A 23,917-nucleotide genomic window follows, 5' to 3' on the forward strand; every position below is an offset into this window, starting at 1 on the left:
ATAACTTTATATAAATCCAAATTGATCCTTCGCTATTCACATGGCACTTAGGCGTTGGAGTACCTTCTCTGGAAAAGGAAACAAGGGTTCTAAAAAAGACAAAATCAAGGTGCAGATTTCTGCTTGTTTTGTTTGAACTCGATTCGCGAGGATACTCTCTTTTAACTACTTCCAACTACGTTCTAACAGGTTGAGATTTGATGAATAAGGTGGCAAAAAGATGAAAGTCAGTCTGCTCTCATGTTCTTTTAAGAAACGATTGAATAAGTTTCGCATCATGAATTCGGACGTTGTCTCTAATACTAGGGCAATGTGTTGATTTGGATGTTCTTTCACCATACATTGAAGAAACTAGAGAAACGCTATGGCATCACACTTTGGCGATTTCATGCAAAATACCTTTCTATTTAATGCATTGATCACTCCAAATAAGCTGACCTTCGCATAGTGACCCATTGTTGACATTTTCTTCTGCTAGTGTACTGTCTGTTAGGAAGTGGTGTATTTCTGTTCTTCCTGTTCTGACAGCAAGACAGCCACATCCAAACCTTTATAGCCTTGCATCATTAAGCGTACTGCTATCACACGTTTGAGAAGAGCACATCTTTCGTTTTCTGTTCGTAGGCTTGTAAAGACTCTACGCTTCAGTCGTGAAAATTTGTAATACAGATTTGTTTTCTCATCCTCCATTCTTCTACCATCAATGCAGACTGAAGAATGGGGGAATAAACACACTATTTGAACTTATATATAAGTCCATTTTAAACATACGACATAAGAAATGTTCTCATGCGTTGGATATGCAGACGGAAGTATATTTTTATATATCGAATAATTAATTCTAGTTTACTTAGAGATAAAACATGATTGTAATGTGAAAGGGAGGAAAAATAGTATGAATCTATTAGATGCAAAAGTAATTAATACTGTATATGGTTTGGAAATATATTTAGATTTAGTAAAAAATATTGAAATAAAAAAAATTCATATTCCAACTATAGATAGTCCATTTTACGAAGTTCAGTTTGGGATCAAGTATTTTCTTTTAAGAAACGAAAAATATTGTAATAGCCAAAGAAACTATTTTTGTATTCGTATGAACCATGATTTTAGTTTAATTACATTAAAAGAGACTGAGACAGAAAGTTTATTTGCAGTGAAAAGTGAAGATGAGAGGGAAGCAACAAAGAAACTTTTAGGAGAATGGTTTGTTAAAACAAATAGTTATAAAGAGTCTATAAATGAATGTATAAAAAAAGAAAATATTTACACAGAGGAAGACATTCCACATAAAATAGAAACGATAAAATTCTTAGGAAAATTACTTGAATTAACAACCGAAGATATTGAACTGGCCTCTGTAGAAAAGCCAGCTCAATTACAGTTATCACCAATATTTTGATGTTCCTCAACGGCCAAGCACTTTTTTAAGAGAGCCTGAACTTCTTCTCATGTGTCCCAACTCCACTTCATTACGGTGGATAAGAATACGGCTTATCCAGTGGTGATTCAAAAATTAAAAGAAGAGAAACTGTTTTTTTGCTTTTTATGTCTTGAATTATCCCTGAGTCACTCTAGGACTTTTAGTGCACTGAAAATGTTAATGCATCTTGTTGCTATTGAATAGTATTTTCTTCAAAAAATTGTGAAAGGTAGAGTGACTGTTCATGATAGAAAAAAAGATTGTCATTTGTCTTCAAAATGGTCTTCAGGCTCGACTCGCTACTGAATTTGTGAAAAAAGCATCATTTTTTAACAGTGAGATTAGGTTAATAAAAAACGGAAGATCAGTAGTTGGTAAAAGTATTATGGGGGTTATGGCTCTAGCAATTGGAAGGGGAGAAGAAATTACACTCATTGCAAATGGAAACGATGAACAAGCGGCCATTGTGACTCTAGAAAGTTTTCTTTTAGATAAGAAATTATGATTTTGAGGTTTTGGCGTGAAGTAACTCTATGTTAAAGGGATAAATTGAACTTATATAGTAGAACACTTTTTAAAATTCTAACAGATAACGTAGCATCGGTCGAGAAAAATCCCCTTGTTGTCGTGGTTATAACCGCTCTTTTACGATTTATTTGCTTCTTAGTCACATTCAGGAATATAGAGACGACGTATGAGGGAGAATAAACTAAGGTTAGGAGCCATAACCACGTTTTTATCAATGAAAAAATTATACATTCTTTATGTAATTGGGACTACTTACTGTGAGGTTAAATTGTCTATATAAAAAGTACAGAATATTAAGAATTCTATTTTGAACATGGCTATGGAGGAGGGAGTTTATTGGATTTTAATGGTCAAAAAGTGATTCCAGCAATAAAGAAAATGAAGGACTTTGATAAAGTGCTCAAGAGTGATTTCGAATATCTCGTAATGTTGGAAGTTCATGTCGCACAATTAGAGAGTATTACGAAATATGCTCGGGGTCATGGTAAAAAAATATTATTACATGCTGATCTAATTCAAGGTTTAAAAAGTGACGAATATTCTGCCGAATTTTTATGTCAGCGTATTAAGCCAGAAGGATTAATTTCAACAAGAGGTGGTGTTTTAAAAACGGCTAAGAAAAATGGAGTTTTAGCTATTCAACGTACATTTTTATTAGACACGATAGCTCTAGAAACTAGTTATAAATTAGCTGAAAAAATACGTCCAGATTTTATTGAAGTGTTGCCAGGCATTGTACTACCACATCTGATCGAAAAAGTAAACCGTGATACTGGAATTCCTGTTATTGCAGGTGGTTTGATTCATGAAAAAGAAGAAGTGGAACATGTGCTTGCTGCAGGAGCAAAAGCAGTAACAACCTCTAGAGAGGAACTTTGGAACTTTGGAAGATAATTTTTAGTTGAGGAACTCAACTGTTGCTGGTGCAAAAATGGACATACTGATACCACAAATTTTTAAAGATATAGTTTGGGTATGCCTAAAATAAGTTTATTCAAATGAAAGTACTATCAACTTGAAATCACTTTGCTAACAGTAAGATGATCCTATGGTACAACCAAAGTGGGGATAGAGCTAGTGATCTGCTACAGTATAGCCGATCAGTATGATATTGTTATCAATTTAAAAACAAGTGATTAAGGAACAATTCGTTTTAGTCTTAATCGTTCCATGGCATCATACGAAGGAGGAGGACAGAGAATAAAAACGAGATGGATGCTCCTATTAATTGGCATTGTTTTTCTTGCTGTCTCAATAGGTTTTGTGGTTCCCCTTCTTAAAGAAGATGATAAGCCTAAGGTTGTTATCGTTGTAAAAGCATTCGACAAAGATTATTGGAGAATTTTCGAAGCCGGAGCAGAAAAAGCGTTTGCAGATTTTGATATAGATGGTAAAGTGATAGCGCCTGATTCCGAATATCCTCCCACAAAACAGAATAATATTTTGAAAAACGTTCTGAGACAAAATCCGGATGCACTAATCGTTGCTCCCGTTGAACCATCCACTTCCATTCCCATATTGATGGAATACCATAAAAAACATATTCCCGTGTTGCTTGCGGATACGGAAGCCGAGTGGAAGGATCAAACCGCTTATATTGGGACAGATCACCCGACATTGGGCAAAATAGCAGGAGAGCTATTAGGCTCCATGCTGCAACCTGGAGATCAAGTAGCTCTCATTAGCGGAACAGCATTTGGTTCAATCATGAGTGATCGGATAAAGGGAGCGAGAGAGGCTTTAGAAGCTGCAGGAATCGAAATTGCCACGGAGCAACAAGGGTATGACGGATTTGGGAATATGAAATCAGTAATGGAAAACATTTTGCAGGCTTATCCTGATATTAAAGGTGTATTTGCCACTACTGACGCACTGGCTTTAGCTGCATTAAAAGTAATAGAAGAAAAAGGGTTAAAGATTCCCGTTATCGGAACAGACGGCACTATGAACATGGTAAAGTTCATTGAATTGGGAAAGATAAGCGGTACTGTGTCACAGAACCCTTACGATATGGGGTATTTGAGCGTGGAGCAAGCGCTGAAAGCAATTAAGGGAGAAGTCGTCAGAAAAAGGATTGATAGTGGGGTTGATATCGTAACCGAGGATAACGCGAAGGAGAAACTAGATTTTCTGAAAAAAGCAGTAGATTAGAGGAATGAGATGGCTCTAGTGCAAGAAATCTATCGAACTTAAAGATATTGATACTATCAATCTAAAATTGCGATTATCGAACGTGTTCCGTTAGGGGTAGTATTGGCCATCCCTCCGTTTAACTATCCGGTCAATTTAGCTGCTGCAAAACTAGCACCAGCACTTATTTCAGGTAACGCTGTCATCTTTAAACCCGCTACGCAAGGCGCGATTAGCGGTATTAAAATGATTGAGGCTCTTCACAAAGCAAAGCTTCCAAAGGGTCTTGTTAACGTTGTAACAGGGCGCGGTTCTGTGATTGGTGATTATCTGGTAGAGCATAAAGGAATTAATATGATTTCCTTTACAGGCGGTACAAATACAGGTATCCGCTTAGCGAAAAAAGCAGGAATGATTCCACTTGTACTTGAGCTCGGCGGAAAAGACCCTGGTATTGTACGCGAAGACGCAGATTTGAATGAGGCAGCCAAACAAATCATTAGCGGTGCATTTTCTTATTCCGGTCAGCGCTGCACAGCTATCAAGCGTGTGTTAGTACATGAAAGCGTAGCGGACGAGCTTGTGGAGACTTTAAAAGAAGACATTAAAAAATTGTCTGTTGGTTCTCCAGAAGATGGGAGCACGGTTGTCTCCCTAATTGATGACCAATCAGCTGACTTTGTTCAAGGTTTAATTGAGGATGCCATTGAAAAAGGTGCTATATCTATTACAGGAAATAAGCGTGAACGTAGTTTGATTTATCCTACTCTTCTAGATTATGTGACAGAAGACATGAGAGTCGCTTGGGAAGAACCATTTGGACCTATATTACCAGTCATTCGTGTAGCATCCGATGAAGAAGCCATTAAAATTGCAAATAAATCTGAATTTGGCTTATAAGCAAGTATCTTTACAAAAGACGTGAACAAAGCATTTACGATTGCAAACAAAATGGAAACAGGTTCTGTCCCAATTAATGGACGTACAGAACGTGGTCCAGATCACTTCCCATTTGTCGGTGTAAAAGGACCCGGTATGGGAGCACAAGGAATTCGTAAGAGCCTTGAATCGATGACTCGTGAAAAAGTAACCGTTTTAAACCTTGCTGATTAGCAAGAAGTCCTAAATAGGAGGGATGAGCAGAATGAGAAATACAAAGGATATGAAATTGTTCGTCCCTCTCGTAGAAGGTGCATTTCTAGCAGCCGTCCTAAGTGGACAGAACCTACAGATCGATCAGATTGTGACAGCGCTTAAGCAGAAGTATGTATCAGAAGGAAAAAACTAATTAACCAGGAAAAGAAAGATAGGGGTAGTAACATTCTTCAAACCAAAAAGATAAAACAGACTGAGCGCTAATGTTCTATATAAAAAATTTGTTCACTGTAAAATACCTGAATCTTCCATTCTTATATCTTATATAATCATAAATAGTTGAATTCTTGGTAAAAATAATGGTGTACCGAAATTTTTATCCATAAGTTTTAGCCCTCTTTACCATTGGTTTAATAAAGGACGGATTATCTATCATGATACGTATTAGTAATTTTCAACTATTTTCCTTAATTATGCTATTTGAAATTGGAAGTACAACTCTTTTTGCTTTAGGACTTGATGCTAAGCAAGATGCTTGGATTGCTATATTGATTGCTATGCTGATTGGTTTTGGTTTGATATGGGTATATACTGAGATCCAAAAGTACTATCCGAATAAAAATTTAGCTGATATTTTAGTTACGGTCTTAGGGAAATGGATTGGAGGGCCCTTAGTTATTCTTTATGCTTTAGAATTTTTTTGGATAGGTACGTTAAACTTCCGAGAGTTTGGGGAGCTCGTTTCTATGATATTACTTCCAACCACCCCGATGATTATCATTCTCGGTACTTTTATGCTTATAACCATTTATGTTCTTTTCTCAGGGTATGAAGTGTTGGCTCGACTCGGGGAAATTATGCTACCTGCTGTTCTAACCTTCTTAGTCACTACTTATATTTTAACATTCCTATCAGGGATGGTTGATTTTAGTCGGTTACAACCTGTTTTAGGGCATGGGATACTACCGGTTTTTGATGCAGCCTTTCCTGCTATTGTTAATTTTCCATTTGGTGAATCGGTTGTATTCTTGATGTACTGGTCTTATGTGAATTCGCAGGAGCAAATTCGTAAAATCACTTATTTGGCTGTTGGTGCATCAGGGTTATTGCTTACGTGTTCATTAATCCTTATCGTTACTGTATTAGGTGTGCAGTATGCCAACAATACTGAAGTTCCTTTGTTTGAAGTAATTAAGATGATTAACATAGCCGAAGTTATCACAAATCTAGACGCCGTAGCAGCTGTGCTTATGTTTATCGGAGGTTTTTTCAAAATGAGTCTTCATTTTTACGGAGGCGTTTTAGCAATCAAAACATTATTTAAAATCCAAAATGAAAAATGGCTAATTATCGTTAGTGCTATCTTCTTCACGTGGTTTTCCTTAACTTATTATGAAAACCTTATCTTTCATCGATGGGTTGGGTTGAAGTTGTCGATTTCTTATATATATAGTATTTTCACCTACTTTGAAATTACTTGTCCGATTTTAATACTTATGATTATCTGGTTAAAGAACAAAAAACTTATATTAGAAAAATCATAAAAGGAACAATCATTTTATAGGAGGAAATATGATCAATTTCACTACCTTACATGAAATATCAAAGACATTAAAAGAAATAGGCGTCCTTCCAAGTGTTCTCTTTATTGGAGGGGCGCTCTATACGGGGTAGTACCAGCGAAGCTGTCACCACCCGCAATAAGGTTATAAATTATGAATGCACAGATTCCTCTAGCTCCGATAATCCTTCTTCAATTTGAATTCGTTCCATCATATCCAATTTAAAGATACCATAAGGATTTACATGGCTGTAAATGAGAGGACTTAACGCTCTCAAGTCCTCAGGAGTCATCATATCTAACCATTTCTTTTCTGATAAAACAGTTTGAATCATGAGTGTATTGATATACACAAGACAATTCTGCAATAGATGTAGAGAAAGAACCGAAACCTCCTGATCTTCCAGTCTATTTGTTGCGATTTCTCCACCTTTTCCGTAAAAGATGAAGCTATTTGCGGAGTTCCAATTCTCTACAACATTGAGACCTTCATTAATTTCTCTCCGAATATCTTCAGAATCCAAATAATCACACAAGAATATAGTTTTAATAACTTTTCCTAACTCAGCTAGCGCTTGATAGGTGGGGTGTTTTAAGTTACTTCTTGTAAATCGTTTCAAAATAGCCTCTGTTTCAGCTGTTCCAAGGCGTAAAGCAGTAGCATACTTAATCATCTGATCATATTGTTGACGAATCAGTTCCCAATTAATAGGCCTTGTAAGAATCGGCTGTAAATTGGGAAAAGCATCACTCATACCACTATCTGGCCTATACAGTTTTTGAGAGTGGATAGCCTTTAATCTTGGCATAAGCTGAAATCCTAAAAGGTGACAGAATGCGAATGCTACCTCGCTTTGACCGTGACTATCTACATAATTCTTTTCAACCTCCATACTTGTGCAATGCTTCAAAACACCTTCAATCATAGATGCAACTTCAGAAGAAGAGCAAGATTTCAATTGGGAATAGATACAGGTTGAATGTTTAGCTACATGCCAGTAAATCATTACGCCTCTACCCCTATATCGAATATGCCATTCAGTCATTAAGTTCTGGTCCCACGCTCCAAACTTTTTGGAATCGGAAGCACAGGCTGTTGTTCCTTCTCCCCATATATCTGTCATTTTATTTCGTAAAATGGCATTTACAATCTCTGCAATAGCATTCCGTAGATTATCTTTATCGATATATTTTCGCCGAATATATAACAGATCTTTATATTTTTCTCCATGCTCTCCGTTTGAAATTCTCTTTAACCCTGCATTTGTTCCCAAACCATACAAACATAAGATAAGTCTCTTTTGCAGCGTATCCTTACTAATAACTTCTCTAGAAGCAGCCGTTTTAAAATGCTCCGTAAAGTTCACTCGTAAATCAGCTTCCTTTAGGATATCTAGTAAACTAGTCATTGGCCAACGTTTCATAATTTCAGCTTTTAGCCGTGACAAGTTTACTGGTTCTGACTTTGGCTCAAAAGGAGACACTGATATTCGTCCGTTTCCCTTTGTTAAAATACGAACCTTACTATTTTTAGGTATGCCTTGATCTAATTTATTTAATGCTTTTGTCATTTTCTCCTTTAGGTTTGCAATAAACTCGTCAGAGTTAATAGGCTGTTTTAATGCTTTGTAGTTTTCTTCACGACGTATTTCAAAGTCCTGCGGGAGATCTTCATCTGGATTCCGATATCTTTCAGATCCCGGTACCCATATTTCCTTGCATCGCAACTTATCACGCAGCACTTGTAAAGTACTAATCTCGTAATTAATCCGATTAATCCTTTCTTCACCTGAAATGTCGCTTTCTATAACAAGATGTCTCCAACTAGGGCGGATCACATCATCTAATGGAATCTGTTCAGATTTTGGAAAGAAGTGAGCACTGGAAGTCGTATATTTTTGGATAAGTTCTAACGCTTTAATTACTGGACGGTGAATTTCATTATTTGAATAGAATTCTAGTATGTCTAAAATAGGGGGAACCATTCTACGATAGTGAGAACTGTAGGATGAACGAATAATGGTATGTACTTTCTGTTTGTAGGCAGGTCCTGTGTGTTTAAATTCCTTTACTAAATCTTTAAGCGTTTCTTCACTTACGATAGGATAAAGTACATCACGAATAATACCGTCAGGATTATGTAATGCTTGTTCAGCCATATGAAATAATATGTTATTCTTTCCATTTACTTTTTTTAAATTATGTAGCAATTCTTTATCAACTCGACGCTCAGCTCTTACATTAATGCGGTGTATAATTTGTATAAGGAGCTCAATCAAACCGTCTGTAATTTCTGCTCTACGAAGCCAAAAGAATGAAGATAGAAGCGTGTATCGAACCTGGGGCGGATGCCGACGTAGTTCACGGATATCCTCTGTTGCAGTACGTTTTCTATATTTCCTTAAAATTTTAGGTTGTGTATCCTTAAATAAATCATAGGGTAATTGCAGTTCTTTTATGGTTTGAAGTTTATGTAGTTCTTTGAAGACTGTTTCTAATCCAATACGTCCAGGATCAGACTTTAATTCATGAAATGTTAAGGCTTCATTCATTTCTGTAGAATCATCAATTTTCTCCAAGTTATTAATTAATCTATCCAGCCCCTCACATGTTTGGTTAGAGAGCTTCTGATAGACAGTTGTGAAAAATTGATCTTCATAGGAGTGGATAGCAGAGCGGATGAGACGCTCTACCCGATCTGTGGTGGGAGGTACAATTTTTAATTCTCTATATTGTTGATATACCTTGTCCTCAACATAGTTGAATTCATGGCTATGATATAGAACATACTTACATAACCAATCTGTCATTACATCTGAGTCCTGAAGAGAAGCTTCTCGAAATCCCAAATAAGTACGTATTTCTGAACGGTGATAAGTAATAGTACGTCCAGTCCAATCATATTCAGAAAAGGAATCGGGATTAATATCTAGCTGCTTAGCTATGTATTCTACAATTGTTTTAGGTATCTCACTTTTAGTATGAGGAAACCTAGCTTCGTATTGGAAAAACTTAAACATAACTGCAAAACCGAGCTTCGTATTTCCTCTTTTTAGTTGAATTAATTCTTGCTCATCAGGCATCAGTATAAAGTGATCAATTAACTCATCAAATTCCCAATTTCTTTTCAATTTCTTTCCTCCTTTTGTATCTTACGATACAAAGTCATACGAGAGATACCAGCCTTTTCAGCAGCATCTGTTCGGCTCATCCCTTGTTGCATAAGATATAAAGCATACTTAATTTTTTCCTCGTCAGCTTTTGGTCTTCCAGGAAGTTTTCCTCGCTTCCTAGCAGCTAATATTCCTTCCTTTGTTCGTTCAGAGGTGAGATCTCGCTCAAACTGTGCAATTCCAGCAAAAATGGTAAACAGCATTTTTCCATGTGCTGTTGTTGTATCAAGCCAGGACTCCTTTAAACTTTTTAAATGCGCTCCCTTTTGTGAAATTAGCTCTGTAATCTCAATCAAATCTTTCGTGGAACGAGATAAGCGAGTTAAATCCGTTACGACAACCGTATCTTCTGTTCGAAGAAACTCCAACATACGGTTTAACTCCGGTCGATCCCGTTTAGTACCAGTCAGTTTTTCAAAAAAGATACGTTCACATCCGAAATCCTCAAGCTGTTTCTTTTGGCGATCTAAATTTTGGTCAATTGTAGAAACTCGCATGTAACCAAATTTCATATGCATCCTCTCCTTCCTACATTATTGTATCAAAAACAATAAAAGATCAATATTGTTACAAAATATTTTTGTTACATATTTTTGTTACGTCAGTTATGCGAGATTACTAACTTGGAAAATTGATGGGAACCCACGTAACAGAAACGAACGTTTTTGTTACGGTTGAAGCAAAAAAGAACTATCTTACTGGGGGGAGTGATAGGGTTCGTGTCATAGACCGCAAAGTAGAGTTCATGAAGAGGTACCGTCCGCATGTTGACATAAAACCCACGTTAAGATATTTTTCATCATAGAAAAATCGGATCCCTTTTAAGGGTATGATAATCTTAAAAAAACTGTTTACATAAAATTTATAATAATATGTAAGCAGCTTTTTTTCTTGTTTTAATTTGATTCACTATCAGCATAATAATCAGGTGTATCAGTTTGGATATATGTTAATTGACCACCAGGATAAATTCCTTTATTTGTGATTTTGTAATCATCATGGTTATGCATAGGGTAAAATTGCGGAAAAAATTGATCATTTAAATCAATAATCGATTGTTGACAAATTTTAAGGTAATTAATTAACTCAGGTGATTTGCATTTGACAGGTTCAGTAGGAATGTTAAAAATAGCATTAGTATCGGCTTTATGCAATTCTTTTAATTGGGAGCAGAGAGAGGGAAAACCATCTTGGCCCCTAGTAATATAATCTAAGTATTCAAAACGTTTATCATCTGCGTTTAGGAGTAAGTCATAAGTTTCTCCAGAACCTATGCTTACCGTAAAACCTTTGTGTTTGACTTCATGAAGGAAGGATTCGTCCAGCTGAAGGAGAGATGAGAGTTTGATAAAAGGATCAATATGGCTGTCCTTTCCTATAATTGTAAAATGCCATCCGTGAATATGCCAAGGTACAACCTGGTACCCCATATTAATCATTCTGAGCAGAAATTGTTGATCGATTTTTACCCGCACATATGATTCGTAATTGATTTGGGTTAAATGAGATTCAACTTCACTATTAGAAATGGTTAAAGGATGAGGAAGTAAAGTATCTGGGAATACACGACCATTAATCAGCCAGAAGTCTGGTTTGTAGTTAGCTGCATTGAAGAATAAACCCTTATGGACACTTTCGTGCCATACTGAATCAATGTCGGATAATAGCATAACATACTCTTTATCAAAGTATGTATGAATGTCATTATAAGCAAAATTTCTATTTGTAGCTGTCTTGGGAATTTGGGTTTGTGGTTTACCGTTATAAAACCATTGTCCATTTTTACTTTGTTTGATACCTGCTAAAGCTAAGCTTTCTTTAGATGGATAAACGATTAAGGCACCGTACATTCCCATTTGAATATGTTCGGATGCTTCAACATGACAGTGATACATAAGCGTTCCTGGATGTACTGGTCGAAAAAAATATGTCATTGTCGGAGGTTGGTTCTTATAATCAGTCCAAACTGGAACGCCGAAAGATGTTTCAGGAAACCCATCTAATTGTGTAGCCACATGAGCTCCATGCATATGGACAGTATGATAGTCCATCAAACCTGGACGTTCTTTCATCCCTAAATTTATGAGGGTAATATAGATGCGATCATCAACTTCACCAAAAATAAGAGGAGATGGAATTGTAGCAGTGCCCTTCATATCAAGTAGTTTTTTCCAATTTTCGTGATTAGTCCAATCAAGTGTAGGATTTATAATTTTACCATCAACTTTAAAAAGTCCACCGACGAATCCAAAAACATAAATTTTTTGCCTAGTTTGTGGAGAAGGACATAGGGTTTTATCACCAGACAGATAAATAAAGCCATCAGTTGCTAATAAAACATAATGCCTTACGGACATTTGAATGACCCCCATTCATAAATAATGATTAGCCTATTTGAATAGGCTCTTGATTATCTTATGCAAGAGTTTAATCTCAGATGAACTTCACCTCTTTTCGGGGGACCTCCTCCAATATTTCATCTTAGAAATTGTCTTAGGGGGGTTATGTCAACATACGGGCGGTATCCCTTCATGAACTTTACTTTGCGGTCAATGATACAAATCCTGTCACTGAACCTACTGAAAGCAGCAAATGATAGTGAAAATGAACTTGCTATTCCTTATTGCGGGTGGTAACAGCTTCGCTGGTACTACCCCTATACAGGAATCCTCATTTTGTTTTTTTTGGTTAAAGGTATTGTATATGTTGCAGCAAGATTCAGAAAAGCAAAATCTTAATCTTTCGATTGAAAAGTGCCTTGTTTGAAATCTGTTCTTATAATCTTTACACTTACGTTTACTTCATAATCTACCTTAGGAAACAATTTATCCCATCTGTCTTGAATCTTATCCCACTTTTGCGGATATTTTTTATTTAATGCATCCCCAAAGCCGAAGATATCCGATTTAAGTTCTCTCTGTGCTTTATTCACCACCGTTTTAATTTCTTTTCTAATTAACTCTTCGTTTTTTTCTTCTACTTTTTTGAGATAATCGACAATCTCTTTCGGTTCAGTAATACTGTTCATACTTTGTTGTTCAACTAAAGCTCCTTCTTGTTTCACATTAATGATGAATGAAATGTTCTTCCCTTTTATCTTAGGTTCGATATGGCTGTGTGTACTAATTGATTCGATAGAAATTAACTTATCTTTTTTTATTAAAGAAGGTAGTGTAATAGCCCTGCTTTCCACCTCTCCGATGATCCAGTTCAGTCCTTGTGTTTCTTTTTTGTTAAGGAACCCTTTCAGTTTATCATCTTTAAATGCTGCAACCCCCGAAAACTTCACCTGCTTTGTAGTTTTTCCCTGTTTATCCTCTGCAGGAAAATTCTTTTCCTCTATAATTTTTAGCACACCTATAGTTGGCTCGTTTCCGCTTTCTAATGATTTAATATAATAGGTCAGTAAATTCGTGGTGCTTGCTCCTGCATGAAGTTCCTTATTTTCAATTAGGCGTCTTAAGTAGGCTCCTTGTACTCTTTCAATTTTACTTTTAACACCTAATATTTCTCTTGCTTGTACACCTTTCTGTGTAACAGCGAGCCATACATAACCTCGCATTTCTTTTCCTCGTGTGAATACATCAAGAATCGGCATAACGCCTTCTTTTGCAAGCGCTTCACCAATCACAATTACTTTTGTATGGAAATAAAGATTTTTTCGATCTAGTTTCTCTGTTGAATTTCTAACCGCCTCGAAGAGGGTATTCCCACTGGAGCTTACAATTTCAATAGGAGATTCTGGAACTGCTCCTTCTTTACCTAATGTGTTTGCTCTTATGACTTGGGCTGTAAAAAGAATTTTACCTGTGTTAAGATCTTTATCTAAACCAATCGCAACGATAGCTCCGAGATCTCTTAATTCTTTCCTGTCCCAGCATCCGACTAAAAATAAGGCACAAATGAAAATAAGACAAACTTTTTGTTTCAACGTTCCTCACCATCCTGATTAGAATTAGAAGGAGTGGGCTTCAGCGAGGAACTTTGTCTTTGTGTATTCTTCCAAGTAATCGATTGAGGCCTGGATTTTAGCAGCCATAGGGGTGCCCTAATCACTGAATCCTTCAGTTCTTTCCAGGTCATAGGCGCGATTGGCGCGAAATAAGGTGCACCAAAAGATCGTAATGAACACATGTGGGTAAATAAGATAAAGAACCCGATGAGTATACCGTATAACCCTAACGATGCACCTAAAATAAGAAAGATAAACCGAAATAAGATAACAACGGTATTTAAAGGAGGAATAATAAAGCTTGAGATGCCTGTAAATGCCATCACAATAACCATCGGGCTACTAACGATTCCTGCTTGTACAGCTGCTTGCCCAATAACCAGTGCTCCAACGATGCTAACCGCTTGCCCAATAGGTCTTGGCATTTTTATCCCTGCCTCAGTAATGAATTCAAAGGTTATTCCCATAATCATTGCTTCTAAAAAGGCTGTAAAAGGTGTTCCTTCATGAGATGCCGCCATAGTAACCAGAAGAATAGTTGGAATCATCCCTGGGTGATAAGTCGTAATCGCTACATATAATGCAGGAGTTACTATTGTGACAAAAAAGGCAGAAGTTCTTATTATCCTTTTAAAAGAAGCTAAAAAAAAGTCAGTATAATAATCTTCAACAGATTGCAGACTTTCTATAAATAAATAAGGTATGCTTAAGACAACTGGTGTACCGTCACACAGAATCGCTACTCTTCCTTCTAATAATTTACCTGCTATAATATCTGGTTTTTCGCTATTACCGATAGTAGGAAAAGGGGAAAGAGGATGATCTTTAATAAATTGTTCAGCATATCCTGATCCTAAAATAGAATCCGTATCGATTCGAGTTAATCTATGTTTAACTTCTTGGATGATTTTTGGATTTGCAATGCCATCTATGTATACAATACCAATAGACGTACTTGTCTGTTTGCCAAGGGTAAGTTTCTCAAAAATCAAATTTGGATTTTTTATTTTTCTTCGGATTAAAGATATATTAACTTGAATGTTTTCAACAAAGCCCTCACGTGGTCCCCGAACGGTAGTTTCGGTCGCTGGTTCTTCCACACTTCTTGATTCAAAACCTTGTACACTGATGAGAATTGCTGACTGGTTTCCATCTATAAATAAAGCTGTCTCGCCAGATAAAACAGCGTTTATGACTTGGTTCATCGATTGTGCTTCTTTTAAATCTGCAACGCTTAATGTATGATCTTTTACGGCTTTGATTAAGTTAGGATAAACTCCATCGTTATCATATGTATCATGGGGGAGATACTCCATCAAAGGCTTCACGATAAACTCATTGATCACTTCCGTGTTAACAAGACCGTTTACAAAACAAATGAATACTTTGATGGGGTTGTTAACGGAAATTTGAAATTCTCTGAATACTATATCATCACTTTTTTCCAATATTTTCTTTAAGTTAGTTAGGTTCACTTCTATATTCTTATGCAGGGTATGGGGCTCTTCAACATAATTGAATTTTTCTTTTCTCATTTTCTCTTTTGTCTTGAACCGATTTAGAAAATATTTCTTTATCTCATGAAACATTGTGTAAATTCCCACCCCAAATATATTTTCTATATAGCAATGCAAACAGGTAATTTTCCACCTTCATCCGGGTTCTGTTGCAAAAAGAATTAGACAGCTAACTCAATATGAATAGTATCTGTTCCACGAGAAATTTTTATTCGGAATAAAAAACTTTATGCCGAATATTAACTATATAAAAAATGAAACGTTTGTAATTAATTTTATATTTTTGTTCATATTTTGATGGAATTTGAGGTTTGTACCAGAAACTATTTATTTCTGCCTAATTCAGGATTAAGAAACTGATCCAAACAGTCTATATAGGAAGCAAATAGTGAGGGTTTATGTTAAATACAAAGGGCAATTCCTCATAATGTGAGAAATTGCCCTTTGTAACATATTTTAATATTTAATCGTTAAATCTTTAAAATCAATAACTACTCCTGTTTTTAACATAAAATCAATACCTAAGATTCCATCAAATCCATAGAGTTCTTTTGTCATTCCTAATTGCAGTAAAAATAAATCTAATCTTTGTCCATCAATCTCTACATTTTTTACGTATTGTTCATAACAAAGCTCGCTATATCCACCGACTCCGTACATTCGTTTCGATTTTCCATTTATAATATCTAGTTCTACGCCTATTTCTGCAAGAAGATCTGTGTCAAATATCGTAGTGGCACATCCAGTATCAAAAAGTACATTTTCCAATACAGTTGTTTTTTTATCGTGTGTAATTTCTATAGTAGCAATGGGAAGACCATTTTCTATTTTTATTTTCATACTCGCCCTCGTACACCAATAAAGTGTTGTTCTTCTACTTCAATTTGTTCTTTACTTGTATGAAAAATGTATAATTCCCTCTCGGGAAATTCACGATGTAGTTTTTTATAACTACTCCATGCTGCACGTGAACTCGCATGTTCTTCTAAGACAGACATTTCTTCAATGATTCGTTTATTTTCTTTTGAGTAAGCAGAGATGGCTTCTACTAATACAAACTTATCAGGATACTGTTTTCTTATCTCCATCCAATTCAAAATCACTACCTCCTCAAACTTTCTTATGCTTATCTTAACATACCATATTCATTTTTATAAAAGAGGTTATTTTATAAAGTTTCTTACCTCAAGAGAACTTGCCTATTTGTTGCAAAATTGGAGGGTATCTTTCTTTTAATAATCAAGAAGAAACTCAATCTATTTGGAAGGTAGGATTTTCATAAGACTTTATCTTCTTGTTTATGATTTCTAATAGAAATAGTGAGTTGTCAAAAACCATTCCTTTCATAAGTTCAAGATTTAGAAGGAAACGTTGAAGTAATAAGTTGTTCAGAAAGTCACTATTTTCTGAACATATGAATTTCATTCTTAGTTTCGTTGTGACTTTGAAAGATAAATTGCACACTTTTTAAACGATAAATTGCATTCAAAAAATGGGTAATCAAATTTTATATTGACTACCTATTTTGCTTAGTTATTCGATCCAATGACTAAAGTGTCGCGTGCTGTTTCGATTTCTTCTGTTATCTGTGTCTAATTAGGGTACACCTTAAACATACACTCAAACCCCGTTGTTAAGATTGGGTTTTGAATGTATGATTAGGGTGTCTATTAAATGGATTTGTAAAAGGGGAAAATTACGAAATGAAAGTTGCTTATGCTAGAGTTTCTACTGAAGATCAAAATTTGGAACGGCAAATTGAAAACCTGAAAAGTTTTGGTGCCGAAAAAATATTTACAGAGAAAAAATCTGGTGCTTCAGTAAATAATCGAGAGCAATTCCAAAAAGCTCTTGATTTCGTTCGTGAAGGAGATTATTTCATGGTCGAAGCGATTGATCGACTTGGAAGGAACTACAATGAGATTATTGAAACGGTTACTACATTAAAAAATAAAAATGCAGGTTTGATCGTGACGAGTATGCCTATCCTAGCTGAAGCCATTGGAAACCCTTTGTTAGATCGATTCATGAAAGATTTGATTGTTCAGATTTTGGCAATGGTTGCAGAAATGGAACGGACAGAAAATAAACGTCGTCAAGCTCAAGGGATAAAAATTGCGAAAGAAAAAGGAGTTTACAAAGGGCGTCCGTTACTTTATTCACCTAATGCAAAGAATCCACAAAAACGATTAGTCTATCAAGAAGTAGTAAGAATGTTAGAATCCGGAACTCCAATTAAGCAAATTGCAGAAAAAAATGCCATTACTCGATCAACTGTTTATAGGATAAAAAAGGAACGCGCAGAAGTAACTACTCAGGCTCCCTAAAGATATGCAAGACAAATAGAGGCTACCAAGCGGCAGCCCCTATGCTTATCGCATAGGAGTCAGAGTCATCACTCCTGTTTCGTTGTACGTTTTGAGTGTTTGAAAAACAGATCTTCCTTGTTTCCGTAGAGTACCGATTACACTGCGGATACGCAGATAGTTCTTGGCACCGTACTTGCTTCGGAACGAGCCGCTGATTTTATGGCGAATTTTGATAGAGCGAATGTCTCGCTCCGCTAAGTTATTGTCAAACGGAAGGTCCCGATGAATGAGGAATGCCAGCACCGCATCTTTGTGAAGTCTTAGACGACGGAGAAGGTTATATGCCTTACTCTGTTTGACGCGACCTTTCGTATTCGTTTCCTTCTTGGCGGGTGGATGAATCTTCTCACCTTCGGTAAGAATGGCTTCGTATTTTCGTTCCAAGTCTAGGAGTTGATGGGGTGTTAATGTTCCGTTTGCTTCTTCTTTTGCTTTCTTGGCGGACTGGAAGAAGTCCATCATGTCCTTGGCCCACTCCTCTTTGCGATGGTCATAGATGCCTTGCAGTTCTCGTAAATGATGGACATTGCACAACACATGCTGGCACTTGTCATACTTGAAATAAGAAGACCAGCCATCATGCACAGTGATTCCTTCGTAAGAAGGAAGAAGCCCAATTTCATCCATCGCTTCCTTGCCGCGCTTGACATGATGATATTGGAGCGTTACCCGTTCTGTGCTGAATGTGTGCACCCACTCTATCTTTCCTTCGTTACGGATTCCAGTTTCATCGCAGTGTACGACAGGAGATATCAGAGCGAGTTCACGCAGCTCTTCTTCAACTGGCTGAAGGCGCGTACTCCAACGTTGAATCATCGTGTTAAGAGTTCCTTCACTAATGGATTGGTGGCAGACATCTCGAAAAAACTCAGCTGTCCGTGAGAGAGACAAGTGCTGATGGCATGCCAAATACACCGCCATGAGTTCCACATGCGGTCCATATTGTACAACATTTTTCACTTCTGTTGGAAAAGTAGCTTCTTCTGTATGAAGACAGTGTGGACAGATTTTTCTCTCTGCCTGATGCTCTGTCACTTCCAAAATGATGAGCGGAAGATCAAACACTTGTCGTTTCTTTACACCGATAACAGGCTCTCCTTGTAAGGAAGTCTGGCACTGCGAACAGGAAGTAACAGAATGGCGCACCGTATGGTCAGGTGTCTCAACTTGATGAAGGGTATAGCCCACATGCTTTGGCTGTCCACCCGTGAGCCGTCCTGTTTTCCCGCGCAAACTCTTTGTCTTCGGCTTTTGTAGCCCGTCTGATGACGGGGGCTTATGACTGTTTTTGGAGTTTTTTTTAGTGCGAGCTTCCAATTCTTGAACACGTGCTTCTAAGGCTGTGAATGTTTCCGTAAACAAGGAAACAACAGCTTCTGGACCTTGATGATACGCTTCTAAAATTTGTTCTCGGTTTATCATACCCTTCACCTCCATTTTATCGTCTATCTTTAGTGTAAACGGGGATGGGAGGGACTAAACCTTGAAAAACTAGAAAATATGAAACCACCGTGAAGGTGGGTAGCCTGAGTAGTTACGCGCAGAATAGAAATCTGCGAGTTTTTGAACTATAAAATAGTAGAAATTTAATAGTTCAATGCACCTTAATCAATTCCATGTGCAATTTAGCGTTTAAAAAGAGTGCAATTTATCCCTTAAAGTCACATTCAATGGTTTTTAGATTGATTCGTGTTCAAAAACTCATCAAATATTCTATGTTCAGATAATACCATGTGTTTTAAGTTATGTTACAATCTCATTGTTAGAAAGGATGGAAAAATATGAAAGTAGGATATGCGCGTGTCTCAACCACCATTTAGAATTTAGATTTAAAGATGGATGCAAATCAATAAAATGGCAAACTATTCGGACTTACTGAGCAGTTCGCCAATGTCCAAATAGGTGCCAGCTTGTTGCATGTGTTGAGAAGGGCTGTTGGTACAGAAAAGGTGAGTGATCTTGTTCTTACAGGAAACCACAGCCTTCCGCCGATATATGGACGAGCGGTAGCGAAAACTGCTGTTTGTTCGAATCTTAAGGTTTAAACAAACCTCATATATGTCTTCAAAATATGCAGGATTTTATGCAAAAAGTAGGGAGACGTGTCAAAGGATTGGGAGACCCAAACCCGCATAGCTTGGACATTGCATAAAATCCTGCATACTTGATAAATTCGGAGATTGTGAGAAACCCAATATTGGCGCGGATGCCCGAGGGAATCCCACTTCCGATAATGCGGGATTATGTTAACTTCACACGAATATGATATACATTGTCCCTTGTTCAACTCAAGGATAGTTTGGTCATATGTAAATAAATGGTAATTATTTAAACTGATACTAATTAATCTTAAAAAGTAAAAAGGTAAGCATAGTTATTATGCTTACCTTTTTACTACAATGTGGAAATAGAACAATATATTTTGGAATACTTAATGCTTATGCTAAAGTTGGCATTCTTAATGAGAAATTTAACTTAGCGTTCATCTTTTCAATTAAGAAGAAAACTTTAATCAACAAAGAAAGCAAGGTTGATAATAAGCTTTTAAGTGAAGTATTCACAATATATCCCTCCACATTCAAATTTAGTGTTATAAAATAACACTAGGCTTATTGTTACTATAAAAGAACAAATTGATTCAATCACCTTTTATTATTTGAGTCCTATTCTCCATTTGTGGTGGTTCTTCAAGCCATCCATGTTTAATCCTAATTTCAATCCCTTCTTGTCCATAAAAATAAATATCTTTGGCTATTAATGCGTTTTTCATGGAAATGTCATTTCTATATGTGAAAAATGTACCAAAACTACTTCCCACAATGCTGAATCCGTTGAGAAAATGTGTACATGCCATCATAAGCTTGTCAGAAAATGGTGCTACAGTTGAAGTAGTGACAGTGCTTCCAGAAGTAGCAGAGAATTGAACATCACTATCCATAAGAATATCTGTCATTACTTTTATTTGTTTTTTCGCAAGTTCTTTACCTTTTACAAAATATTGCTTCACATCTTTATTTTTTGCACATTGGGCAAATCCAATCATGAGTTGCATTCCAATATTATTTGTTTCAATTCCGTGATGAAGAAAACCAATCTCAATATCATTTAAAGCCCTTTTATCACCTAATGGGTTAAAGCCACTCATATATCTTTTGCTTTCTACAAACTCCGTTGTTTTTGGCATTGTTACCTTTGGTGGCAGAGTAAGAATACCTCTTTGAAGCAAATAAAGGGTAGATAACATATAAATATCTTGAGTTACGTTAGTAAGCCCTTTGTAAATCTTCGCAACGTCGTCGTTGTATGCCATATTCATATTAATTGTGTACAGACCCATACTTACTTCTTTTAAAATACGGACAAACATAATATCAAAGTGATTGTCAAATAACTTAGGTGCATCTAAATTAACATCTTCTTTTGTGAATCCTACAGGATAAACAATTCTTTGTTGTGTAAAGATTTTTTCCATTTCTAAAACATAATAATTCAGCTGTTGCCATAACCCCCCCAAAATATTCCTAGCTTCCTCTTCTTCTGCATTTTTTATAAAATATTCCAGCATTCTCAATATAAGAGTTTTTTCTTGGTATGTAAGCCAAAGTGTGCCTACTTCTGATGAACTTATGGGGTTTGTATTAACCAAAAATATTTACCTCCATGAACTTTTTGATTACAGTATGCTTCCAAGGGTGGAAATTTATTACACTTTAAAATACCAATTTTATCAAGTTGAAAAATTAGAATGAAAATTAGATTAGCTAATGTTAAATAAACAAAATGCAGTGACTTCCTATATCGAATCTTATGTAAACTTGACAGAAATAGGATATACATAAAAAAACGTATCCTAAAGGATACTAAGAAGTGAAGGAGATTAGCCATCTGAACTCTTTCATCCATTTCACTGCCATGTTCTCTACCCCCATTGAGAACATGGCTTTTTTCTTTTGCTTTTGTTAAGGTTTTGGCACTTCCCTTGCTTTTGGGCAGTGGATGGCTCGCCGTGTGGGGGCGAAACCCCACGTAAGCGTGTAGGCATAAAGGGAGAGAGCAACACAAGGGACGGATGATCTGGCGGTTCGGCTCGTATAATCGCTCGTGCAAGCCGATACCCCGCATCTTGCTTTTGGTCATCGGCTTGGCGAAAAGCAAGAACGAGCCGAAAAAAATTCTGCAAGGAACAAAGGAAAGAAATGGCGACAGCCATTTAGGCGACGATTGAGGAGCCGGCTTTTCTTTGTTAAGGGTGGAGATTTTTTTCGCAGGTTCTGCGAAAAAAATACTACCCGTTCCTTGCAGAATTTTTAGCCTAATTTGTGGGTGTTGCTTCTTTTGTAAAAGAGTTTGATCGAAAATCCTGTATTGATATGCAGGATTTTTTTGTTCAGGAATAGCAGACTTCCGAGGAAATGATAAAATGTATATAAATAAATACATTTAATATGAATTGGGCGGTGTTTATATGCAATATGAACGGTTAAGTGATTTTGCTGGAAAAGGTCCTTATCTTTTGTTTGACTTTCCTTTGTATACCAAAGTAAAAATTAATACATCTGCTGAAACAACAGAGGATACAGAGCTTTTAGACTACAACGAAGATGGTTCACCGAATATCCTTCACAACATATATTTTTCGGAAAACAAGGACGTTAGATATCTAAAAATGTTAGTCACACAGGAAAAAAATTTCTATCACTATTGCCCCTTTTGTGAAAGAGAACTTCAAATCATTCACAAGGGTTATGAATTAGAAAATGAACTTCCAGAACCCGTACTTACAACTTATTCGTATATGTACAGCATGACAGCTGGATTTGAGGGATATGATGAAGAGGCAGCGAAGTCTTCTGTTAAGAGATTTAAAGAATTTATAGAGCAAGTATTTGACGAAAATAGAGTTCTGCAAATGAATTTAGAATGTACTTCAAAAGATAAACATAAATTTTATGTAATATTTCAATTGATTGATGATAATTGTTTAATAAAGACTGGACAATATCCGTCAATTCTAGATTTTGATAATTCTTTAAAAGAATATAAGAAAGTTCTAAAAGACAAGGGTGTAACTAAAGAATTAACCAATGCAGAAATTTTAAAAACACATAATATGGGTGTGGGAGCTTTTCTGTATTTGCGTAGGATTTTCGAGAAATTGATTTTTGAACAATTTGAACAAGCCAAGCTTGAAAATAATATAGATGAACAAGCATTCAATAAACTTAAGACTGAAGAAAAAGTAAAAATATTACATGAAAAGGGTTATGTTCCTACATATTTGGCTGAAATAAATCCTTTTATTTATGCTATTTTAAGTAAAGGTGTTCATCAGTTAAGTGAAAGAGAATGTAATTTGTATTATGATACTCTTAGAGAAGCTATATTACTAACCCTTGAAGATAAAGTGACGATGGATCGAAAAGAAAAATTGAAGAAATCTACAAAAAATGAGTTAAATAAAATACATACAAAATTAAAATCATCCGAGTTTTAACAGTTTATAGGCTTGTTTTCAAAACAAGCTTTTTCTTTTTGTTCGTTTATTTATATTGACATCTTCTTTCTTTTTGATTTTACCATATTTTGGGTGTAAAAAAATTTTTACACCAGTGTACAAATTTTTTTACACCCTAACTCTTATAAACCCTTGATATTACTGACTTTTTTTTATATTTCTCTCTATCTCACTCTCTATATAGGCTAAAAATTCCGCAAGGAACGGGTAGTATTTTTTTCGCAGACACTGCGAAAAAAATCTCCACCCTTAACAAAGAAAAGCCGGCTCCTCAATCGTCGCCTAAATGGCTGTCGCCATTTCTTTCCTTTGTTCCTTGCAGAATTTTTTTCGGCTCGTTTGGCTTTTTCGCCAAGCCGACAGACCAAAAGCAAGATTCGGGTTATCGGCTTGCACGAGCGATTATACGAGCCGAACCGCCAGATCATCCGTCCCTTGTATGGCTCTCTCCCCATATTCCTACACGCTAACGTGGGGGCTCTGCCCCGCACACCCCCGACCAGCCTCTGCCCAAAAGCAAGGGAAGTGCCAAAACCTTAAAAAATCAAATGATAGTTCTATTTTGAGTAGGGCTTTTTGTTTTGTCGGAATTTGATGGTATTTGATGGAATAAAAATGAAAAAAATACCAAAATAACCTTGTAAGTCTAAAATT

The 23,917-nt window shown here is 36.2% G+C and carries 18 protein-coding genes and 2 pseudogenes; 10 read left to right on the forward strand and 10 right to left on the reverse strand.

Translation table 11 applies throughout. The annotated features are described in order from the left end of the window. Positions 1–165: 165 nt before the first annotated feature. On the reverse strand, positions 166–339 hold the full coding sequence (locus AC6HZ4_RS28045) for a transposase (RefSeq protein ID WP_497496042.1): 174 nt from the start codon (positions 337–339) through the stop codon (positions 166–168). Positions 340–895: 556 nt separating this feature from the next. Between AC6HZ4_RS28045 and AC6HZ4_RS28050 the strand changes: the two genes are divergently transcribed. From AC6HZ4_RS28050 to AC6HZ4_RS28085, 8 genes and pseudogenes are all read left to right on the forward strand, one after another. Beyond that, entirely contained in the window at positions 896–1,402 is a 507-nt protein-coding gene (locus AC6HZ4_RS28050) for a hypothetical protein (protein WP_497496043.1), read from the forward strand. Positions 1,403–1,414: 12 nt separating this feature from the next. Beyond that, positions 1,415–1,531, forward strand: a pseudogene (locus AC6HZ4_RS28055) (IS6 family transposase); the annotation flags it as partial. A 136-nt stretch (positions 1,532–1,667) separates the two neighbouring features. Continuing rightward, positions 1,668–1,928, forward strand: coding sequence for an HPr family phosphocarrier protein (locus tag AC6HZ4_RS28060; RefSeq protein WP_497496044.1), 261 nt, complete (start codon positions 1,668–1,670; stop codon positions 1,926–1,928). A gap of 359 nt (positions 1,929–2,287) precedes the next feature. Further along, positions 2,288–2,845, forward strand: a complete 558-nt coding sequence (locus AC6HZ4_RS28065; protein ID WP_497496045.1) for a glycerol-3-phosphate responsive antiterminator — start codon at positions 2,288–2,290, stop codon at positions 2,843–2,845. Between the two features lie 321 nt (positions 2,846–3,166). Next, on the forward strand, positions 3,167–4,102 hold the full coding sequence (locus AC6HZ4_RS28070) for a sugar ABC transporter substrate-binding protein (RefSeq protein ID WP_497496046.1): 936 nt from the start codon (positions 3,167–3,169) through the stop codon (positions 4,100–4,102). A gap of 57 nt (positions 4,103–4,159) precedes the next feature. Next, positions 4,160–5,194 (forward strand): annotated as a pseudogene (locus AC6HZ4_RS28075) (aldehyde dehydrogenase family protein); the annotation flags it as partial. Positions 5,195–5,225: 31 nt separating this feature from the next. Next, positions 5,226–5,369 carry a hypothetical protein gene (locus tag AC6HZ4_RS28080; protein WP_497496047.1) on the forward strand — a complete coding sequence of 48 codons (144 nt, stop codon included), beginning with the start codon at positions 5,226–5,228 and terminating at the stop codon, positions 5,367–5,369. A 241-nt stretch (positions 5,370–5,610) separates the two neighbouring features. After that, a complete protein-coding gene (locus AC6HZ4_RS28085) occupies positions 5,611–6,720 on the forward strand; it encodes a GerAB/ArcD/ProY family transporter (protein ID WP_497496048.1) in 1,110 nt (369 codons plus the stop codon). 169 nt (positions 6,721–6,889) lie between these two features. Here the strand turns inward: AC6HZ4_RS28085 and AC6HZ4_RS28090 are convergent, their stop codons facing one another. The 7 genes from AC6HZ4_RS28090 to AC6HZ4_RS28120 all read right to left on the reverse strand — a co-directional run bounded on the left by AC6HZ4_RS28090 (position 6,890) and on the right by AC6HZ4_RS28120 (position 16,467). After that, complete coding sequence (locus AC6HZ4_RS28090; protein WP_497493813.1) at positions 6,890–9,868, reverse strand: Tn3 family transposase; 2,979 nt, start codon at positions 9,866–9,868, stop codon at positions 6,890–6,892. Continuing rightward, complete coding sequence (locus AC6HZ4_RS28095) at positions 9,865–10,422, reverse strand: recombinase family protein (RefSeq protein ID WP_497493814.1); 558 nt, start codon at positions 10,420–10,422, stop codon at positions 9,865–9,867. Before AC6HZ4_RS28095 ends, AC6HZ4_RS28090 begins: the two co-directional genes overlap by 4 nt. Before the next feature lie 384 nt (positions 10,423–10,806). Further along, positions 10,807–12,267, reverse strand: a complete 1,461-nt coding sequence (locus AC6HZ4_RS28100; protein WP_497493815.1) for a multicopper oxidase domain-containing protein — start codon at positions 12,265–12,267, stop codon at positions 10,807–10,809. Positions 12,268–12,644: 377 nt separating this feature from the next. Further along, entirely contained in the window at positions 12,645–13,841 is a 1,197-nt protein-coding gene (locus AC6HZ4_RS28105; RefSeq protein ID WP_497496049.1) for a Ger(x)C family spore germination protein, read from the reverse strand. Next, positions 13,838–15,451 (reverse strand): spore germination protein, encoded by a 1,614-nt coding sequence (locus AC6HZ4_RS28110; protein ID WP_497496050.1) that lies wholly within the window; start codon positions 15,449–15,451, stop codon positions 13,838–13,840. The genes AC6HZ4_RS28105 and AC6HZ4_RS28110 overlap by 4 nt, the downstream gene beginning before the upstream one ends. A 384-nt stretch (positions 15,452–15,835) precedes the next feature. Beyond that, positions 15,836–16,219 (reverse strand): pepsin/retropepsin-like aspartic protease family protein, encoded by a 384-nt coding sequence (locus tag AC6HZ4_RS28115; RefSeq protein ID WP_497496006.1) that lies wholly within the window; start codon positions 16,217–16,219, stop codon positions 15,836–15,838. Further along, positions 16,216–16,467: a hypothetical protein gene (locus AC6HZ4_RS28120; protein WP_497496051.1), complete on the reverse strand. Its 252-nt coding sequence runs from the start codon at positions 16,465–16,467 to the stop codon at positions 16,216–16,218. The genes AC6HZ4_RS28115 and AC6HZ4_RS28120 overlap by 4 nt, the downstream gene beginning before the upstream one ends. Positions 16,468–17,082: 615 nt before the next feature. Here AC6HZ4_RS28120 and AC6HZ4_RS28125 point away from each other — a divergent pair. Further along, the gene (locus tag AC6HZ4_RS28125; protein WP_497496007.1) at positions 17,083–17,706 is read left to right on the forward strand and encodes a recombinase family protein; all 624 of its coding nucleotides are present in this window, start codon (positions 17,083–17,085) and stop codon (positions 17,704–17,706) included. Positions 17,707–17,751: 45 nt separating this feature from the next. Here AC6HZ4_RS28125 and tnpC read toward each other — a convergent pair whose 3' ends face one another. Both tnpC and AC6HZ4_RS28135 read right to left on the reverse strand, forming a co-directional pair. After that, positions 17,752–19,170: an IS66 family transposase gene (tnpC, locus tag AC6HZ4_RS28130; protein ID WP_497492759.1), complete on the reverse strand. Its 1,419-nt coding sequence runs from the start codon at positions 19,168–19,170 to the stop codon at positions 17,752–17,754. Positions 19,171–20,386: 1,216 nt separating this feature from the next. Continuing rightward, entirely contained in the window at positions 20,387–21,394 is a 1,008-nt protein-coding gene (locus AC6HZ4_RS28135) for a DUF3231 family protein (RefSeq protein ID WP_497496008.1), read from the reverse strand. A gap of 819 nt (positions 21,395–22,213) precedes the next feature. Between AC6HZ4_RS28135 and AC6HZ4_RS28140 the strand changes: the two genes are divergently transcribed. Continuing rightward, the gene (locus AC6HZ4_RS28140) at positions 22,214–23,242 is read left to right on the forward strand and encodes a hypothetical protein (RefSeq protein ID WP_497496009.1); all 1,029 of its coding nucleotides are present in this window, start codon (positions 22,214–22,216) and stop codon (positions 23,240–23,242) included. Positions 23,243–23,917 lie beyond the last annotated feature (675 nt).

The organism is Ectobacillus sp. OTK (assembly GCF_059698935.1).

What these genes read in the sequence shown, in the direction of transcription:
- AC6HZ4_RS28045 (WP_497496042.1), bottom strand. Translation starts at nt 339, where the DNA reads ATGGTGAAAGAACATCCAAATCAACACATTGCCCTAGTATTAGAGACA.
- AC6HZ4_RS28050 (WP_497496043.1), top strand. Translation starts at nt 896, where the DNA reads ATGAATCTATTAGATGCAAAAGTAATTAATACTGTATATGGTTTGGAA.
- AC6HZ4_RS28060 (WP_497496044.1), top strand. Translation starts at nt 1,668, where the DNA reads ATGATAGAAAAAAAGATTGTCATTTGTCTTCAAAATGGTCTTCAGGCT.
- AC6HZ4_RS28070 (WP_497496046.1), top strand. Translation starts at nt 3,167, where the DNA reads ATGCTCCTATTAATTGGCATTGTTTTTCTTGCTGTCTCAATAGGTTTT.
- AC6HZ4_RS28080 (WP_497496047.1), top strand. Translation starts at nt 5,226, where the DNA reads ATGAGAAATACAAAGGATATGAAATTGTTCGTCCCTCTCGTAGAAGGT.
- AC6HZ4_RS28085 (WP_497496048.1), top strand. Translation starts at nt 5,611, where the DNA reads ATGATACGTATTAGTAATTTTCAACTATTTTCCTTAATTATGCTATTT.
- AC6HZ4_RS28095 (WP_497493814.1), bottom strand. Translation starts at nt 10,422, where the DNA reads ATGAAATTTGGTTACATGCGAGTTTCTACAATTGACCAAAATTTAGAT.
- AC6HZ4_RS28100 (WP_497493815.1), bottom strand. Translation starts at nt 12,267, where the DNA reads ATGTCCGTAAGGCATTATGTTTTATTAGCAACTGATGGCTTTATTTAT.
- AC6HZ4_RS28110 (WP_497496050.1), bottom strand. Translation starts at nt 15,451, where the DNA reads ATGTTTCATGAGATAAAGAAATATTTTCTAAATCGGTTCAAGACAAAA.
- AC6HZ4_RS28115 (WP_497496006.1), bottom strand. Translation starts at nt 16,219, where the DNA reads ATGAAAATAAAAATAGAAAATGGTCTTCCCATTGCTACTATAGAAATT.
- AC6HZ4_RS28120 (WP_497496051.1), bottom strand. Translation starts at nt 16,467, where the DNA reads ATGGAGATAAGAAAACAGTATCCTGATAAGTTTGTATTAGTAGAAGCC.
- AC6HZ4_RS28125 (WP_497496007.1), top strand. Translation starts at nt 17,083, where the DNA reads ATGAAAGTTGCTTATGCTAGAGTTTCTACTGAAGATCAAAATTTGGAA.
- tnpC (WP_497492759.1), bottom strand. Translation starts at nt 19,170, where the DNA reads ATGATAAACCGAGAACAAATTTTAGAAGCGTATCATCAAGGTCCAGAA.
- AC6HZ4_RS28140 (WP_497496009.1), top strand. Translation starts at nt 22,214, where the DNA reads ATGCAATATGAACGGTTAAGTGATTTTGCTGGAAAAGGTCCTTATCTT.